This window comes from Bacillus sp. 0209A (assembly GCF_036765095.1).
Lineage (GTDB): Bacteria > Bacillota > Bacilli > Bacillales > Bacillaceae > Bacillus > Bacillus subtilis_G.
Genome location: NZ_JBAIZV010000011.1, coordinates 1 through 15517 on the forward strand (window position 1 = coordinate 1; position 15517 = coordinate 15517).

The following is a 15517-nucleotide window of genomic DNA, read 5'->3' on the forward strand; positions in this document are numbered from 1 at the left end:
CCGCATCCTGCGGTGACACCTGCGTGACCTGCGTCGTGCAGATCTAGTTTGACTGACTACGCACATCGCTGTGCGATTTATAAAAAAATGAATTAACAGGTACGTTTTGTCTTGTTTAGTTTTCAAAGAACTTTGTTATCGCTCTTAAGGCGACTTTATAATCATAACATTTCTTGTCGCTTTAGTCAATAACTTTTTTAAAATAATTTCTTTTCAAAAAGCGATTCGTCATCAGCGACGTATACTAGAATAACACCTTCAATTATTAAAGTCAACATATAATATCATTTAAATAATAAATTGCTTAATGACGACTAATGCAGCTATTCCCGGTATTCCTAAAATCCCGCTGATGGCTGTTGTGACAAGATTAATCGGCACATGAATGCCAAGACTGCCGCCAAACATATTTACACAAACCAGCAGCAAAGCGCCCGCCACAAATTTAACAGCTGTGATGCCAATCCACTTTAAAGGCTTTCCAGCTGAACCTGATAAAAAAAGAAGAATAACCAGTCCTAAAATAATCCCTATAATAAAAATAGGCTCCATGAATCTTCTCATCTCCTTCGCTTGTTCTAGTACAAGCTTATGAGAAGACCCAGGAGTTTAGACCACTTACTTCCACCGGCTGATTTTTAAATTTCGCTGCTTTGCTTCCCTCAAGTAAAAAAAATACTTCGCTTCAGCTACTTTCAATTCGTATAACACTTCAGCTGACGGTTCTAAGCTTTTTTCAACCAGCTTTTTTTGCCTGTTCCATTCTTCCTTTTGCTTAAAAAGCTGCTCAATTAGTTTTTCATCAAACTCTCTTCTCAATGTTTTCTTGCGAAGAAAACCCATGGATCGCTTTTTCCTCCTTACAATTCACGTCTTCCTTCAAGTGCTTTAGAAAGAGTGACCTCATCAGCATATTCCAAATCGCCGCCGACGGGCAGTCCGTGGGCAATACGGGAGAGCTTAATACCAGACGGCTTCAAGAGCCTTGATATATACATCGCCGTTGCTTCCCCTTCTATATTAGGGTTTGTCGCGAGAATCACTTCTGTCACTTGATCATCCTGTAATCGTTTTAACAATTCTGGTATTTTAATATCCTCCGGTCCGATGCCGTCCATTGGAGAAATGGCGCCGTGGAGAACATGATACTGTCCGCTGTATTCCTTCATTTTCTCCATAGCGATAACATCCTTAGGGTCTTGCACAACACAGATAACAGACTTATCCCTGCGCGCATCTTCGCAAATATAGCATGGGTCCTGATCTGTAATATGCCCGCAAACTGAACAATATGTCAGGTTGCGTTTCGCATTTACTAAGGCTTTCGCAAAATCTAATACCACATCTTCTTTCATACCTAGAACAAAAAAAGCCAGACGAACCGCTGTTTTCGGTCCGATCCCTGGCAATTTCATAAAGCTGTCAATCAGCTTTGATATTGGTTCAGGATATTGCATGTTCTTTTATCCCCCTAGAATAAACCTGGCATGTTCATTCCCTTTGTAAATTGACCCATTGTTTCGTTTGTGATCTCGTCAACTTTTTTCAAAGCTTCATTCGTTGCAGCAAGCACTAAATCTTGAAGCATATCGATATCTTCGGGATCAACGACTTCTTCTTTGATAATAACATCCAGGACTTCTTTTTGGCCGTTCACTTTTACTGTAACCATACCGCCGCCAGCAGTTCCTTCAACAACCTGTTCTGCAAGCTCTTCTTGAGCCTTCGCCATGTCCTTTTGCATTTTTTGCATTTGTTTCATCATTTTTTGCATATTTCCCATTCCGCCACGCATAGCATTCACTCTCTTTCATTTTGTTAGTCTTTTATTTCAATTAAATCCGCTCCGACAAGCTTTTTCGCCTCGGCAATAAGCGGGTCTTCTTCAGCCGGTTCATTTGACCCTTCATTTTCCTGCTGATGGTCCACTAAAAATTCTTCTCTTATTTTACCCCATTGTGCTTCTGGAACGCCAATCAAATCCATTCTTTTTCCGAGCATCGATTCTAAAATCTGTTCAAGATTGGTTCGGACTCCGTTGTTGTCCTCGGCGACCATTTTACAATGAATTTCAAATTTGAATTTCAGAACAAATGCCGCTGAGGCGGCAGCCACAGGTTCACTGTCATTCAGCAAAGCCGCATGCGAAACTTTGTTTTGCTGTTTGAGATGAGCAAGAAGCTTGCCCCAGCTGTTTTTCAGCTGATCAAGGTCCGGTCTCGTCGCTTCCTTCAGAATTTCATGAATTCTGCCTACTGGCGCTTTGTAATTCGATTTCCCGCCCTTTGGCACACGCGGCGCTTCTTTTTTCGGGCTTTCCGCAGCTGCTTTAACGCCTGTTGTTTTAAGCCGCTCCACTTCCTGCTCGAGCTGCTGAATTTTATTCATCAGCATATCGACTTCCGGAAGGTCAGCTGCTGATTGATGAGACGTTTGGCAAATCTTCACCACCGCCACTTCAAAAAAGATACGGGGATGATTTGTCCATTTCATTTCCTGATGGCTCTTGTTCAGAATATCAATCATTTCATATATGGCCTGCGCCGGAATGTGTTCGCTGAGTCCCCGGAACGTTTCATCAACTTTTACTTTTTCGAGCACTCCTTCTAAACCTGGGGCTGTTTTGTACAGGAGCATGTCCCTGAAATAGAAAATCATATCCTCTATCAGCTTAGCCGGATCTTTCCCTTGCTGCAGCAGTTCGTTTAATGTTTCCAGTGCGTCAGAAACGTTTTTGTCGTGCAGGGACTGTGCAAGCTTTCCTATATTTAATTGAGAAACCGCCCCGGTAATCAGAAGCGCATCATCGACTTTGAGCTCGTCGCCGCTGAATGATACGGCCTGATCAAGAAGGCTCAGGGCATCCCTCATCCCTCCGTCCGCAGCGCTCGCGATGATATCAAGTGATCCTTCTTCCACTTGCAGCTGTTCAGCATCAACAATTTTATTCATACACCCGACAATCGCTTGGGATGTAATTCGTTTAAAATCAAAACGCTGACATCTTGAGATAATGGTTAAAGGGATTTTGTGCGGTTCTGTTGTCGCTAAAATGAAAATACAATGTTCAGGCGGCTCTTCTAATGTTTTTAGTAACGCATTAAAGGCGCCGATAGAAAGCATATGTACCTCATCTATGATATATACCTTATATGTGACGGCCGATGGGGCAAACTTCACCTTATCGCGAATATCACGAATCTCATCAACACCGTTATTAGATGCGGCGTCAATTTCTATGACATCGGATATGGACCCGTTTGTTATCCCTTTACAGGCCGCACATTCGTTGCATGGCTCATCAACAGGAGCATGTTCACAGTTGACAGCTTTGGCAAATATTTTGGCTGCACTGGTTTTTCCCGTTCCCCTCGGCCCGGAAAACAGATAGGCGTGAGAAAACTTTTTTTGCAAAAGGGCATTTTGCAGCGTTTTTGTAATGTGTTCTTGTCCAACCACATCTTCAAAGCGCTGAGGCCTGAATACTCGATATAAAGCTTGGTAACTCACGGGTTTGCCCTCCTCCGTTATTCATCAATCCCATTATACATGAACCTTGTTTCGATTCCAAAAGCTCTTTTCACATAACAAAAAACTCACCTAATAATAGGTGAGTCTGAAAATTTGATGATTGATTTACCGTGCACCTTCTGTCGATTCGCTACCCTAAGCGTTACTTAAGCAGTTAGCTCGGCCCAGGCAACCCTGCGGCACATGAGAGGTTTCACTTAATGCTGCTTCCTTCCGGACCTGACATGGTTCATGAATTCCCATTGCGCAGGACCCAAACGTCAACACCACTTACTTAAGGCAGACCTTAAAGTAAACGAACCTCGAGAAGGGGTTCGGCCCTGCTAGAGCGGATTGCAGGTACAGGGCACCGCTACCTCCCCGCTTAGCACGGCAAAATAAATATCAAATTTTTTCACGCATCTATCGCGATGCATACATAAGTATATCGTTTCCCCCTAAAAATTGCAACCGGACTACTCAGACAAGTTTTTCCTATAAGCTTTCTTCTTTTTTCGCAGTTCTCTAAAAAACGAACTGAGCATTTCTCCACATTCCTCCTCAAGCACCCCGCTCACCACTTCAGCCTGGTGGTTAAAGCGTTCTTCCTGTAAAAGATTCATAAGCGTGCCTGAACAGCCGCCTTTAGGGTCAAATGCACCAAATACCACTTTTTCCACTCGCGAAAGCACGACGGCACCGGCACACATCGGACAAGGCTCAAGTGTCACATAAAGGGTCGCACCCTCCAGCCGCCATGTTCCCAGCGTCTTACACGCTTCATCAATCACAAGCATTTCCGCATGAGCGATTGACCGCTGCTCCGTCTCTCTTAAATTATGTGCACGCGATACAATTTCATCATTCATGACAAGCACTGCGCCGATTGGCACTTCACCTTTCTCTTCAGCTTTTTTCGCTTCTTTAATTGCTTCTTTCATATAAAGTTCATCTTGTGTCATAAGGGTAAGCTCTCTTTTCAAAGTTTTTTCATTGCCTAAAAAGGCTACATATTAACTATAACTAAAACGGAAAGGAGACTGTCGATTGTCCAAAGCAGACACAGCTCTTCTCATTGTAGACATAATCAATAATTTTAAATTCGATATGGGGGAAAGCCTCGCTAAAAAAACAGAAAAAATCGTTCCTCACATTTTATCATTAAAGGAGCATGCGAGACAAAATGACTGGCCGATTATTTACATTAATGACCATTACGGACTTTGGCAAGCTGATATTAAAAATATTCAGCAAGAATGCACAAATGAAAGAAGCAAAGATATCATCAGACAAATAGCTCCGGAAGATGCCGATTATTTTTTAATCAAGCCGAAGCATTCCGCCTTTTACGAAACAGCCCTTCACACTCTCCTTACCGAATTGCAGGTGGAGCATATTATCATAACAGGTATAGCCGGGAACATATGCGTGCTGTTTACCGCTAATGACGCTTACATGAGGGAATACAGCATCACGATTCCTAAAGACTGCATCGCCTCAAATCGTGATGAAGACAACGAATTTGCCTTAACCATGATGGAGAATGTTCTTTTCGCTGAAATTACGACAGAGAAACAAATTACAGAAAAATAAACATGATCAGCGCTTTTCTTTCATACATTGATAGCGATATGAAAGGAGGCGTTTTTCATTCAAATTTATGTGGTGAAACAAGGCGACACTCTTTCTGCTATCGCTTCACAATACAGAACAACTGTAAGTGAAATCGCAGAAACGAATGAAATACCGAATCCCGACAGCCTTGTTGTCGGACAAACCATTGTCATTCCAATAGCCGGCCAGTTCTATGATGTTCAACAAGGTGATACCCTGACATCCATCGCACGGCGGTTCAATACAACGGCAGCCGAGCTTGCCAGGATTAACCGCATCCAGTTAAATGCCGTGCTGCAGATCGGTTTCCGTTTATACATTCCACCCATTCCTAAACGAGACATCGAGTCAAATGCTTATCTGGAACCACGCGGAAATCAAATCAGTGAAAATCTTCAGCAGGCGGCCCGGGAAGCGTCACCCTACTTAACGTACCTTGGCGCATTCAGTTTTCAGGCACAGCGTGACGGGACCTTAGTCGCCCCGCCTTTAACGAATTTAAGAAGCATTACAGAGAATCAAAACACGACATTGATGATGATTATAACGAACCTTGAAAATCAGGCATTCAGCGATGAGCTCGGCCGGATCATCTTAAACGACAATACTGTGAAAAGAAGACTTTTAAATGAAATAGTCGAGAATGCCAGAAGATATGGGTTCTATGATATTCATTTTGACTTTGAATATTTGCGGCCTCAGGATAGAGAAGCCTATAATCAATTTCTCCGTGAAGCAAGGGATCTTTTCCATCGAGAAGGTTTTGAAATTTCTACTGCGCTCGCCCCTAAAACAAGCGCAACACAGCAAGGCAGATGGTACGAAGCTCATGATTACAGGGCACATGGCCAAATTGTTGACTTTGTTGTTCTCATGACATATGAATGGGGCTACAGCGGAGGACCGGCTCAAGCCGTTTCTCCAATCGGGCCTGTTAGAGATGTTATCGAATATGCTTTGACTGAAATGCCTGCAAATAAAATTGTCATGGGCCAGAATTTATATGGGTATGACTGGACGCTGCCATATACAGCAGGAGGACCCCTAGCAAAAGCCATAAGCCCTCAGCAAGCCCTTGTCATTGCCGCTCAAAACAACGCAGCCATCCAGTATGACCAAACAGCTCAAGCGCCTTTCTTCCGCTATACTGATGCAGAAAACAAAAGGCACGAGGTATGGTTCGAGGATGCCCGCTCGATCCAAGCAAAATTCAATCTGATTAAAGAGCTGAATTTAAGAGGCATCAGCTATTGGAAACTGGGTCTTTCCTTCCCGCAAAACTGGCTGCTGCTGTCTGATCAATTTAATATTGTCAAAAAGACGTTTCGATAATTTAGAAACGTCTTTTTTTCATGGGGGCACCCAAGGGTTGTGATACAATATGAAAGTCGGCAACTGACGAACGTTTTTCAGAAATAAGGAGGATTCCGATGAATACAGCCCCTTTTATTGCAATAGAAGGTCCTATCGGGGCAGGAAAAACAACCCTCGCAACGATGCTCTCACAAGAGCTCGAAATCCCTATGATCAATGAGATTGTTGAGGATAACCCGTACCTTGATAAGTTTTATGACAATATAGAGGAATGGAGCTTCCAGCTTGAGATGTTTTTTCTTTGTCACAGATACAAACAGCTTGAAGACACCACTGATTACTTTTTAAAAAAGGGACAGCCTGTGATAGCTGATTATCACATTTATAAAAATGTGATTTTTGCGGAACGCACCCTCTCTCAACATCAGTTGGAAAAATATAAAAAGATTTATCACCTGTTAACAGATGATCTGCAAAAGCCGAATTTCATCATTTACATAAAGGCTAGTCTGCCCACCCTGTTACATCGCATTGAAAAACGCGGACGCCCCTTTGAGAAGAAAATTGAAACAAGCTATTTGGAGCAGCTGATCGCAGATTATGAAGTCGCCATCAAACAGCTGCAGGAAGCAGATCCTGAACTTACAGTTGTAACGATAGATGGTGATTCAAAAGACTTCGTTTTGAATAAGAGCGACTTTGAACGCATTGCCGCCCATGTAAAGGAGCTTATCGTATGAAAGACCATCACATCCCTAAAAATTCAATTATCACAGTAGCAGGAACAGTAGGTGTCGGAAAATCGACTTTAACAAAAGCTTTGGCTAAACGGCTTGGATTTAAAACCTCTCTGGAGGAAGTCGATCATAATCCATACTTAGAAAAGTTCTATCATGATTTTGAACGTTGGAGTTTTCATCTGCAAATCTATTTCTTAGCTGAACGCTTCAAAGAACAGAAAACGATTTTTGAAGCAGGCGGAGGATTTGTACAGGATCGTTCTATTTATGAAGACACAGGAATTTTCGCGAAAATGCACGCTGACAAAGGGACAATGTCAAAGATTGATTATAAAACCTACACAAGCCTTTTCGAAGCAATGGTCATGACACCGTATTTCCCACACCCTGATGTATTGATCTATTTAGAAGGAGATCTGGAGAACATTTTAAACCGGATTGAAGAACGGGGCCGTGAAATGGAGCTTCAGACAAGCCGGTCTTATTGGGAAGAAATGCATACACGCTATGAAAATTGGATAAGCGGTTTTAACGCCTGCCCTGTTTTAAAGCTTCGCATTGAGGATTATGATCTGCTTAACGACGAAAGCTCAATTGAAAACATTGTAGATCAAATTGCTGCAGTTATTCATGAAAATCAAAAAAAGTGAATCTCAGTTGAGATTCACTTTTTCATTATAATAAAAAATCCGTTGCAACGAACGCAACGGACAAAACAATCTCCAATATATGCTTGTGTTTCATTAGAATTATAATCAATATGGCGGAGGAAGAGGGATTCGAACCCCCGCGGGCTTTGACACCCCTGTCGGTTTTCAAGACCGATCCCTTCAGCCGGACTTGGGTATTCCTCCGTATCGACAAGACTTAATATATCATGAATGTTCTTATATGGTCAAGCATTTTCAAAAACTTTTTTCTCACTTTTATAAAATGTTCTGTTTACACAGGCAAAAAGGCGCACCTTGTCAGGCGCACCTTGTCATTATTTTATGGTTTCATTACTTCTTTATTCCCCATATAAGGGCGAAGCACTTTCGGAATTACAACGCTTCCGTCTTCCTGCTGATAATTTTCTAAGATAGCGGCAACTGTTCTTCCAACCGCCAGACCTGAACCGTTCAGTGTGTGTACATGCTCAGGCTTGCCTTTCGCTTCACGTCTGAAACGAATGTTCGCACGTCTTGCCTGAAACGCTTCGAAGTTGCTGCAAGAAGAGATTTCACGATATGTGTCTTGGCTTGGGATCCAAACTTCGATATCGTATTTTTTCGCCGCCGTAAAACCTAGGTCACCCGTACACATGCTCATGACACGGTATGGAAGCTCGAGCAGCTGAAGAACTCGTTCTGCTTGGTTTGTAAGCTTCTCTAATTCTTCATAAGAATCTTCAGGCTTCACAAACTTCACAAGCTCAACTTTATTAAATTGGTGCTGACGGATTAATCCGCGTGTATCACGCCCTGCTGAACCAGCTTCAGAACGGAAGCAGGCACTGAATGCCGCATAGTTAATCGGCAGGCTGTCACCTGAAAGAATTTCATCGCGGTGCATGTTTGTAATCGGTACTTCCGCGGTCGGAATTAAGAAGTAATCTTCTTCTCTGATTTTAAATGCATCCTCTTCGAATTTAGGGAGCTGGCCCGTTCCTGTCATGCTTGCGCGGTTTACCATATAAGGCGGAATCACTTCAGTATAGTTATACTCATCTACATGCAGATCAAGCATAAAGTTATAAAGTGCACGCTCCAGACGGGCACCTAACCCTTTATAGAAAACGAAACGGCTTCCTGTTACTTTTGAAGCACGTTCAAAATCAAGAATACTCAGCTCATCTGCAATATCCCAGTGCGGCTTCGCCTCGTAATCAAATGAAGGCTTTTCACCCCATTGACGTACTTCTATGTTGTCGTCTTCTGTTTCACCTACAGGAACAGACTCATGCGGAATGTTTGGGATGGAAAGGAGAATGGTATCAAGCTCAGATTCCACTGTTCTTAATTCTTCATCCAGCTTTTTAATCTCCTCACCGACTTCACGCATTTCTTTAATGATGTGATCCGCGTCTTTTTTCTCACGTTTCAGCACAGCAACCTGCTGAGATACTTCATTCCGTTTTCCCTTTAACTCTTCAACTTTACCGATAAGCTCTCTTCGTCTATCGTCCAGCGTCTCAAACTTATCAAAATCGGTTAAGTCTTCGCCTTTGTGTACAAGCTTTGCTTTAATATCTTGAAAATTTGATCTCAGCATTTTTGTATCAAGCATGCGAAACACTCCTTTTTATAAAATTTGTCGAAAATAAAAAGAGCCCTCATCCCCATAAAGGGACGAGAGCTCTCGCGTTGCCACCCTGATTGAAAACAAGCCAAAGACTCGTTTACCACTTTCAAACATAACGGTTATCCCGTAAATGCCTACTTGTTTCAGCATTTCGCTCAAGGATGGATTCAGACAGCATCTTTCACCGATTCACACCAACCATCGGCTCTCTTGGAAAGAGAGGCTTCCTACTAGTTCCTGTCAACGCTTTTCGATCTTTATTTGTGCTTATAATGTACTATAAGTTTCCACAGCTTTCAACTGTTTTATACAAGTGCTTTCTGCTTGTATTCCTCTACCATTTGAACAAATAACTGTGTCACTCGGTGATCATCTGTGAGCTCCGGATGGAATGAGCAGCCTAGGAATTGATCCTGTTTAGCGGCTACAATACGGCCATTATGTTCCGAAAGAACTTCAACATTTTCACCAGCTTCTAAAATATGCGGCGCGCGGATGAATACCCCTGTAAAAGGCTCGTCAAGGCCTGTGATTGTTAAATCAGCTTCAAAACTGTCAACCTGCCGGCCAAACGAATTGCGTTCAACAACCACATTCAGAAGACCTAAATGAGGATTATCTGAACCAGCAATTTCTTTTGCTAATATAATTAATCCGGCGCATGTCCCGAACATCGGTTTTCCTTGAGCAGCAAATTCACGAAGCGGCTCCATGAATTGATATGTATCAATCAAACGCCGCATCGTTGTGCTCTCACCACCAGGCAAAATCAGCCCGTCAATGTCATTCAGCTGCTCCGGACGTTTAACGACAAGACCAGCCGCGCCGCATGCTTCAATTGCACGGATATGCTCTCTAACTGCTCCTTGAAGTCCTAGTACTCCTATTGTTAACATGTCAGCAGCGCTCCTATATTCCTACCAGCCGCGTTCTTGCATACGCTGTTCTGGAAGTAAGTTTGAGATTTCAATCCCTTTCATTGCGGTACCAAGATCTTTAGAAAGCTCAGCGATCAATTTGTAATCAGTGTAGTGAGTTGTTGCTTCCACAATGGCTTTCGCAAATTTAGCAGGATTGTCTGATTTGAAAATACCAGAGCCAACAAATACTCCGTCAGCACCAAGCTGCATCATGAGAGCAGCATCAGCAGGAGTTGCTACGCCGCCAGCGGCAAAGTTAACGACAGGAAGCTTGCCGTCTTTTTTAATTTGCAGGAGAAGCTCGTAAGGAGCACCTAAGTTTTTCGCTTCTGTCATGAGTTCATCATCACTCATCGCAACTACTTTACGCACTTGAGCGTTTACTTTGCGCATATGGCGAACAGCCTCAACAATATTTCCTGTTCCAGGCTCACCTTTCGTACGAAGCATAGAAGCACCTTCAGCAATACGGCGTGTTGCTTCACCGAGATCACGGCAGCCGCAGACGAAAGGAACTTTGTATTCATTTTTATTCAAATGAAATTCTTCGTCAGCCGGAGTCAGAACTTCACTTTCATCAATATAGTCAACACCCATAGCTTCAAGCACACGCGCTTCAACAATATGTCCGATACGCGCTTTCGCCATTACCGGGATAGATACTGCATTCATTACTTCTTCCACGATTGTAGGGTCAGCCATACGGGCAACTCCTCCAGCCGCGCGAATATCAGCTGGTACTCGCTCCAGCGCCATTACAGCGACAGCTCCAGCCTCTTCAGCAATTTTCGCTTGTTCCGCATTGATGACGTCCATGATGACGCCGCCCTTTTGCATTTCTGCCATTCCGCGTTTTACACGTTCAGTACCTGTTTGAGCCATTTTTTGGTCCCCCTAATCAAGGTATAGTTATATGATTTCTAGTCCTTATTGTATCCTAGAAATCCAATAATTCATATGGATATATATCATTTTATTCGGTTTTAAGCGCTTTGAAAATCATTTTTTATTAAAAATTGGTTTTTTTCAGTATATTAAGCGAAAGAGCCCTAACATGAATCAGAGCTCTTTCAATTGATTAAAACCAGCCGGTTACCGTATCAACAATACTTCCCCAAATGCCGGCGAAAAATCCGCCGATACTGCGCATTGTCAGAACAAACCAGTTTGCTTTTTCTACTTTTTCTTTTGTAACAAGGTCTACCCCGGCCAGATTGCTGTTAAGGAATCCGTAATCCTTTTCATCACCTGTATATTCCGCAGTCAGTTGCCCAACCTTCGTTCCTTTTTTCACAGGAGCAGTTAGCGTATCTTTATTTAATGTGACCTTCGCTTTGTAATTCTTTTCTTCACCATTTTTTACAGGAAGAGAGAATGCTTTGTTTGTCACAATGGCTGTTTCTTTCTCTTTACCCTTATCAACTGAAATTTCTTTATGGCCCTTTACTTGATCGCCTTCAGCGTACATTTCTTTCATGGAGAAATTGTCGAAGGCATAATCGAACATTTTTTTGGTCTCATCGAAACGGCCTGTATGAATGTTGCCCTTTGCGTTCAATACAACAGTAATGACACGCATTCCGTTGAGTTCGGCTGTTCCTGTGAAGCATGAACCCGCAGAGTCGGTAGAACCTGTTTTCAGACCATCTACAGTCGCTTTTTTATACTCGCTGACGAGCCCTTTCAGCATGAAGTTCCAGTTGGGCATGTCCATTTCATCATCGGTGCCCTCTCTGAACTTGGTTTTGGCGATACTGGAGGTCTCGAGAACCTCAGGGTAGTCAGTAATCAAGTGATCTGCAAGAATCGCCATATCCTTAGCAGAAACTTCACTTTCTTCATCTGCGCTTGTCCCCTCGGGCTGATGCCCGTGAAGATCTTTGTTTTCAAGACCTGTTGCGTTAACAAATTTGTAATCTGTTAAGCCAAGTTCTTTCGCTTTTGCATTCATTTTTTTCACAAATTCAGTTTCAGAACCCGCAACGATTTCTGCAATCCCAATAGCGGCAGCATTTGCAGAATAAATTGCTGTAGCTTGATATAGTTCTTTTACTGTGTATTTCCCGTCCTTACGAAGAGGGACGTTTGATAAGCTGTTATCTTGGGAAATCTCATACACATAGTCATCAGGTGTATAGGTTTGGTCCCATTTCACTTTACCTTCATCAATTGCTTCTAATAACAGATACTCTGTCATCATTTTTGTCATACTGGCAATTGGCAGTCTCTTATCTGCATTTTTACTGTACAGAATTTTACCTGAAGAAGCTTCGATCATAATAGCAGCTGCTGCATTGATATCAATTGGATCACTGGCTGCTTTTGCTTTTGACATTGGAGCCAAACAAGTGACAGCTAGTGTTAATACAACCAATGACATCAATAACTGTTTACATTTCATGATGTTCAATCGTACGACCTCCGTATTTCATTTTCTTTATCTATAATTAAGCCGTTAAGGACATTTTCAACGCACAACAGTATAAATTTTATCATAATCAGTATAAAAAAAATAGACAGAGTCAGAGACCCTGTCAAATGTTTTTAATTTGTAACAATTTATTATGAAATTGTATAGTTCGGTGATTCTTTTGTAATCTGTACATCATGCGGATGGCTTTCACGAAGTCCTGCGCCAGTCATGCGAATGAACTGAGCTTCTTCTCTTAAAGCGTGAAGATCTTTGGACCCGCAATATCCCATCCCGGAGCGAAGACCGCCGACTAGCTGATAAACTGTTTCTTCAACTGGTCCTTTGTAAGGTGTGCGTCCTTCAATTCCTTCAGGAACGAATTTTTTGTTTTCTTCTTGGAAGTAACGGTCTTTACTTCCTTTTTCCATTGCAGCAACTGACCCCATACCGCGGTATACTTTAAATCTTCTGCCTTGGTAGATTTCAGTTTCCCCTGGACTTTCTGACGTACCCGCAAGCAAGCTTCCAAGCATAACAGCATGTCCACCGGCTGCCAATGCTTTCGTGATATCACCAGAGAATTTAATTCCACCGTCTGCGATGATTGTTTTGCCATGCATTCTTGCTTCAGACGCACAATCATAAATTGCTGTAATTTGCGGAACACCCACACCTGCTACCACGCGTGTTGTACAAATTGAACCAGGTCCGATTCCAACTTTGACAACATCTACTCCAGCCTCGATAAGCGCTCTCGTCGCTTCAGCTGTTGCAACGTTTCCAGCAATAATGTTTAATTCGGGATATGTTTCACGGATTTTTGTTACTGTGTTTAATACGCCTTGAGAATGTCCGTGAGCTGTATCAATAACTATAACATCGACATTAGCTTCGACAAGCTTTTTGACGCGAGTCATTGTGTCGCCGGTTACACCAACTGCCGCGCCAACGATCAGACGGCCGTGAACGTCTTTAGATGAGTTCGGGAACTCAATGACTTTTTCAATGTCTTTGATTGTGATTAGACCTTTTAATTTATTCTGGTCATCAACGAGAGGAAGCTTTTCAATTTTATGTTTCTGCAAAATCTTTTCAGCTTCATCAAGAGTCGTTCCTACAGGTGCAGTAACAAGCTCTTCTTTTGTCATGACATCGCTGATTTTCATTGAGTAGTCAGAAATAAAACGAAGATCACGGTTTGTAATAATTCCGACAAGCTTTTGGTCTTCTTCGTTATCTACAATCGGAACACCGGAAATTCTGTATTTCCCCATCAAGTGCTCCGCATCAAATACTTGGTGATCAGGAGTTAAAAAGAAGGGATTTGTGATAACGCCGCGTTCAGAACGCTTTACTTTATCAACTTGTTCAGCCTGTTGTTCAATGGACATGTTTTTATGAATGATGCCCAAGCCGCCCTGTCTAGCCATTGCAATTGCCATTGCTGATTCTGTTACAGTGTCCATACCTGCGCTGATGACAGGAATATTCAGCTTTAACGTTTTTGTTAGTTCTACAGATAAATCCACATCACGCGGAAGTACCTCTGACTTAGCTGGCAGAAGCAGCACATCGTCGAACGTTAAGCCTTCTTTTGAAAATTTACTTTCCCACATTAGTAAATCCCCCTCTTTTCGGCAAAATATTATATGTAGATTATCAACTAGCCAAGAGCATGTCAAGGAAGCGGAAAAGAGTTGAAATATTTAGATAACGGAAAGGATAAAGAAATACATATGACATATCATAAGTGGAAAGACTTAGCGCTATTTTACTCCGTTGAATCAACCCAGAAATTTCTAGAGAAAACTTATATTTTAAACGGCATTGATGAAGCGAAAAAAAACGCTTTCAAAAACAGTGAACGGTTTATTTATTTCTTAAAGCATGCTGAATCGTTTTATAAACAAGCCTCATCTTCCCCTTTAGAAATCAAGCCGATTCTTTTATTTTACGGAATGGCACAGCTTATCAAGGCATGTCTAATTACACGGGATCCTCATTATCCAAGCCATGCATCAGTACTGGCACACGGCGTAACAACAAGAAAGCGAAAGAAACAGAATTATTGTTTTGGCGACGATGAAGTAAAAATACAACGAAACGGCCTATGCATACACTTCATGAAACACTTATTCGGACAATCCGATATTATAGATGAAAGATATACCATGAAAAAACTACTGATGGCGATTCCAGAACTAAGTGATGCTTTCTATTTTCAGCAGAAAGAACGTTTTATGACAAAAGTAGAAAAGGATAAGGACAGGATTTCTGTACCAGAGGAGGCGGTCATCAATTATAAAATGTCTGATTCAAGATTTGCCGAATATATGTCCCATCATTTTCAATGGTCGTTTACAAAGAAAAATGAACACGAGCTGCAGTTTGACATTTCACCGCAAGACACGAAGCCATGCACATCAATCAGTTTGTTATATGACATGGGAAAGAATCAATATTATATCCCTTCTCAAAGGGAGCAATTTCTGAGACTTCCTGAAATGGCCATTCATTATTTAATTTTGTACAACATAGGGATGATTGCGAGATATGAGACGGAGTGGTGGTATGAGCTGTTAACCCAGCATATAAGTGATGATTACGTACTAATTCAGCAGTTTTTATTAGTGACTGAAAACAAATTCCCGAAATACGCTTTACAATTTCTTCTTCATTGTTGATAAACAAAAAACCCAGCTCAATGAGCTGGGTTTTACCTT

The 15517-nt window shown here is 42.1% G+C and carries 16 protein-coding genes, 1 tRNA gene, 1 other RNA gene and 1 other annotated feature; of the genes, 5 read left to right on the top strand and 13 right to left on the bottom strand.

The features are described 5' to 3' along the window. Positions 1 to 288: 288 nt before the first annotated feature. The 7 genes from bofA to tadA form a co-directional block, all read right to left on the bottom strand. A complete protein-coding gene (bofA, locus tag V6D44_RS20760; RefSeq protein ID WP_087992024.1) occupies positions 289 to 552 on the bottom strand; it encodes a sigma-K factor-processing regulator BofA in 264 nt (87 codons plus the stop codon). A 66-nt stretch (positions 553 to 618) separates the two neighbouring features. Next, positions 619 to 843 (bottom strand): YaaL family protein, encoded by a 225-nt coding sequence (locus V6D44_RS20765; RefSeq protein WP_014112283.1) that lies wholly within the window; start codon positions 841 to 843, stop codon positions 619 to 621. A gap of 17 nt (positions 844 to 860) precedes the next feature. Next, the gene (recR, locus tag V6D44_RS20770) at positions 861 to 1457 is read right to left on the bottom strand and encodes a recombination protein RecR (RefSeq protein WP_087992025.1); all 597 of its coding nucleotides are present in this window, start codon (positions 1455 to 1457) and stop codon (positions 861 to 863) included. Positions 1458 to 1471: 14 nt separating this feature from the next. Next, entirely contained in the window at positions 1472 to 1795 is a 324-nt protein-coding gene (locus V6D44_RS20775; protein WP_024713930.1) for a YbaB/EbfC family nucleoid-associated protein, read from the bottom strand. Between the two features lie 23 nt (positions 1796 to 1818). Next, complete coding sequence (gene dnaX / locus V6D44_RS20780; RefSeq protein WP_202329177.1) at positions 1819 to 3510, bottom strand: DNA polymerase III subunit gamma/tau; 1692 nt, start codon at positions 3508 to 3510, stop codon at positions 1819 to 1821. Between the two features lie 129 nt (positions 3511 to 3639). Beyond that, an RNA gene (gene ffs, locus V6D44_RS20785) (signal recognition particle sRNA large type) lies at positions 3640 to 3904 on the bottom strand. 82 nt (positions 3905 to 3986) lie between these two features. Further along, positions 3987 to 4472 carry a tRNA adenosine(34) deaminase TadA gene (gene tadA / locus V6D44_RS20790; RefSeq protein WP_087992027.1) on the bottom strand — a complete coding sequence of 162 codons (486 nt, stop codon included), beginning with the start codon at positions 4470 to 4472 and terminating at the stop codon, positions 3987 to 3989. Between the two features lie 85 nt (positions 4473 to 4557). On the opposite strand from tadA, the gene V6D44_RS20795 reads away from it, so the two are divergent. The 4 genes from V6D44_RS20795 (at position 4558) to dck (ending at position 7828) form a co-directional block, all read left to right on the top strand. Continuing rightward, entirely contained in the window at positions 4558 to 5103 is a 546-nt protein-coding gene (locus V6D44_RS20795) for an isochorismatase family cysteine hydrolase (protein WP_087992028.1), read from the top strand. A 69-nt stretch (positions 5104 to 5172) separates the two neighbouring features. Then, entirely contained in the window at positions 5173 to 6456 is a 1284-nt protein-coding gene (locus V6D44_RS20800; protein ID WP_148964521.1) for a LysM peptidoglycan-binding domain-containing protein, read from the top strand. 98 nt (positions 6457 to 6554) lie between these two features. Then, positions 6555 to 7178 (top strand): deoxyguanosine kinase, encoded by a 624-nt coding sequence (gene dgk, locus V6D44_RS20805; protein ID WP_087992030.1) that lies wholly within the window; start codon positions 6555 to 6557, stop codon positions 7176 to 7178. Further along, a complete protein-coding gene (gene dck, locus V6D44_RS20810; protein WP_087992031.1) occupies positions 7175 to 7828 on the top strand; it encodes a deoxyadenosine/deoxycytidine kinase in 654 nt (217 codons plus the stop codon). The genes dgk and dck overlap by 4 nt, the downstream gene beginning before the upstream one ends. Before the next feature lie 111 nt (positions 7829 to 7939). On the opposite strand, the gene V6D44_RS20815 is transcribed toward dck, so the two are convergent. The 6 genes from V6D44_RS20815 to guaB form a co-directional block, all read right to left on the bottom strand. Continuing rightward, positions 7940 to 8032, bottom strand: a tRNA-Ser gene (locus tag V6D44_RS20815). Between the two features lie 136 nt (positions 8033 to 8168). After that, the gene (gene serS, locus V6D44_RS20820) at positions 8169 to 9446 is read right to left on the bottom strand and encodes a serine--tRNA ligase (protein WP_333516852.1); all 1278 of its coding nucleotides are present in this window, start codon (positions 9444 to 9446) and stop codon (positions 8169 to 8171) included. Positions 9447 to 9501: 55 nt separating this feature from the next. Then, positions 9502 to 9714 (bottom strand) — a binding site (T-box leader). 52 nt (positions 9715 to 9766) lie between these two features. Further along, complete coding sequence (gene pdxT / locus V6D44_RS20825; RefSeq protein WP_087992033.1) at positions 9767 to 10357, bottom strand: pyridoxal 5'-phosphate synthase glutaminase subunit PdxT; 591 nt, start codon at positions 10355 to 10357, stop codon at positions 9767 to 9769. A 21-nt stretch (positions 10358 to 10378) separates the two neighbouring features. Next, on the bottom strand, positions 10379 to 11263 hold the full coding sequence (gene pdxS / locus V6D44_RS20830) for a pyridoxal 5'-phosphate synthase lyase subunit PdxS (RefSeq protein WP_087992034.1): 885 nt from the start codon (positions 11261 to 11263) through the stop codon (positions 10379 to 10381). A gap of 196 nt (positions 11264 to 11459) precedes the next feature. Then, on the bottom strand, positions 11460 to 12791 hold the full coding sequence (gene dacA, locus V6D44_RS20835) for a D-alanyl-D-alanine carboxypeptidase (RefSeq protein ID WP_087992035.1): 1332 nt from the start codon (positions 12789 to 12791) through the stop codon (positions 11460 to 11462). A gap of 152 nt (positions 12792 to 12943) precedes the next feature. Next, complete coding sequence (guaB, locus tag V6D44_RS20840; protein WP_202329175.1) at positions 12944 to 14410, bottom strand: IMP dehydrogenase; 1467 nt, start codon at positions 14408 to 14410, stop codon at positions 12944 to 12946. 120 nt (positions 14411 to 14530) lie between these two features. Here guaB and V6D44_RS20845 point away from each other — a divergent pair, with 120 nt between their 5' ends. Further along, entirely contained in the window at positions 14531 to 15478 is a 948-nt protein-coding gene (locus V6D44_RS20845; protein WP_087992037.1) for a YaaC family protein, read from the top strand. The last annotated feature ends 39 nt before the right edge of the window (positions 15479 to 15517 follow it).

Coding starts and splice junctions, on each gene's coding strand:
- pdxT (WP_087992033.1), bottom strand. CDS start 10,357: ATGTTAACAATAGGAGTACTAGGACTTCAAGGAGCAGTTAGAGAGCAT.
- V6D44_RS20765 (WP_014112283.1), bottom strand. CDS start 843: ATGGGTTTTCTTCGCAAGAAAACATTGAGAAGAGAGTTTGATGAAAAA.
- pdxS (WP_087992034.1), bottom strand. CDS start 11,263: ATGGCTCAAACAGGTACTGAACGTGTAAAACGCGGAATGGCAGAAATG.
- V6D44_RS20845 (WP_087992037.1), top strand. CDS start 14,531: ATGACATATCATAAGTGGAAAGACTTAGCGCTATTTTACTCCGTTGAA.
- bofA (WP_087992024.1), bottom strand. CDS start 552: ATGGAGCCTATTTTTATTATAGGGATTATTTTAGGACTGGTTATTCTT.
- dck (WP_087992031.1), top strand. CDS start 7,175: ATGAAAGACCATCACATCCCTAAAAATTCAATTATCACAGTAGCAGGA.
- recR (WP_087992025.1), bottom strand. CDS start 1,457: ATGCAATATCCTGAACCAATATCAAAGCTGATTGACAGCTTTATGAAA.
- serS (WP_333516852.1), bottom strand. CDS start 9,446: ATGCTTGATACAAAAATGCTGAGATCAAATTTTCAAGATATTAAAGCA.
- guaB (WP_202329175.1), bottom strand. CDS start 14,410: ATGTGGGAAAGTAAATTTTCAAAAGAAGGCTTAACGTTCGACGATGTG.
- tadA (WP_087992027.1), bottom strand. CDS start 4,472: ATGACACAAGATGAACTTTATATGAAAGAAGCAATTAAAGAAGCGAAA.
- V6D44_RS20775 (WP_024713930.1), bottom strand. CDS start 1,795: ATGCGTGGCGGAATGGGAAATATGCAAAAAATGATGAAACAAATGCAA.
- dgk (WP_087992030.1), top strand. CDS start 6,555: ATGAATACAGCCCCTTTTATTGCAATAGAAGGTCCTATCGGGGCAGGA.